Raw genomic sequence first — 1,572 nt, forward strand, 5'->3', positions numbered from 1 at the left:
CTTGGGCTGGCCGCAGGGAGGCGATCGCCCGTTCCGTGAGCGTCAGCGTATAGGACTGCGGCGCGACGGGATGAATCAGCCCCCGCACGGCGGACGAGTCGGACAAACTGGACTGGGGCGATCGCGCTTCTGCGCCCACCACGGGCGATCGCCCTGGCACATTGCCATCGGCCGGATACTGGTCGGGATGATCCAGGTAATGGCGCTGCCAGTGCAGCCAGTCGGGATGATCTGGCGGCAGGTTAAACAGCGGCACCACAGCAGCCGGAGCCGCAGGATCGGTCAGCAGTGCCTCTTGCAACTCGCGCACGGGCAGGTTGTGGGGGGAGCAGCCTCGCTCGATGCACAGCGCGGCCGCCATGCCCGCTGCCTGTCCTAGCCCCAGCACGACGGGCTGTAGCCGGGTTGCGCCATTGGCAATGTGCGATACGGAGATATTCTTCTCGCACACCAAAAAACCTTCAACTGTTTCTGGCACTAGGCAATCGTAGGGCAGGGAAAACAGCGTCCCCGTCCAGCGGCCGCCCCAGCGCAGCGACTTGGGATGCAGCGGAAACTCGTAGCCGGGATAGTGGTGATCGTTGGGATAGTTGCCGAGGGCGATCGCCGTGGGTTCTCCCTGCTCATTGACGGGCAGCGCTGCCACCTGTCCCCCCGAATGTGGCAGAATGTCTGGCTCCTTGATTAGCGATCGCCCCTGTAGCCGCCGACTCTCGCGGTAGTAGGGATGCAGCGCAAAGGCACTGCTGCCCATGCTGTGCGGGGCTGCTGGAAAAGTCTGGCTCGCCAGCCCATAGCGCCGCCCCAGTTCGGTCTGGATAAAGCGGGCAAAGCCTTGGGCGTGGTGGCGGGCTGCCTGAGCAAACTCGCGCCGCGTCTCCGCAGACTGCACCAAGCGGTTCAAGTTGTGCCCATAGTCATTGCCGTGATGGGGCCAGTTGATCATGAAGCGATCGCCCGGCAGTCGCCCGTAGTTGAGAAATTTCTCCGGCCCGTAGCCGTCCCACGCGCCCTCAAAACGGGTCGGGTCATAGTCCGGTGGGGGCGGAATTTCGGGAGCCTCCGCGTCGCCAAAATCTTGCAGCACCACGACCCAGGTGGGCGCTTGCACAGGATATTGCTCCGTCATCGGGGTCGGCTGAACCGGAGCGCTCGGCTCGTTCCACGCTTGCTGAAACTCCCAACCCCAGCGGTAGGGCACGTCGCCCAGCGCCAGCAGGTCGCCGAGTTCCGTGCCGTCGAGGGTGATTTGCGCGTGGATCGTGAAATCTTGAAAGCGCACACCCGTAATGCGATCGCCCTCGCGCAGCACTGCCAAGGGCGTTTGTCCGGTAATCCAGCGCAGATTGGGGAGCGCCTGCACCCATTCGGCAAAGACCGCCGCCCCAACACCCGGATCGTAGGTAAAGAAGCTAACCCAGGCGTGATCGAGTCCACCGGGCTGCTGCACCGAGAGCGATCGCAAGAATGCGCCCCAGAGTCCCGTTTGGAGCGATCGCAGCTCGTTGCCATCGGGAGCGCTTACACCTGCGCTGGTTAGCATTCCTCCCAGCCAAGAGAACTCACTTACCA

At 63.5% G+C, this 1,572-nt stretch carries 1 protein-coding gene; it reads right to left on the bottom strand.

Translation table 11 applies throughout. The features are described 5' to 3' along the window. Window positions 1-1,572, bottom strand: a 1,572-nt coding sequence (locus IGS51_RS07290) for an FAD-dependent oxidoreductase (protein WP_367279283.1), incomplete at both ends; no start/stop codon positions are given.

Source organism: Thermoleptolyngbya sp. M55_K2018_002, from assembly GCF_015295965.1.
Lineage (GTDB): Bacteria > Cyanobacteriota > Cyanobacteriia > Elainellales > Elainellaceae > Thermoleptolyngbya > Thermoleptolyngbya sichuanensis.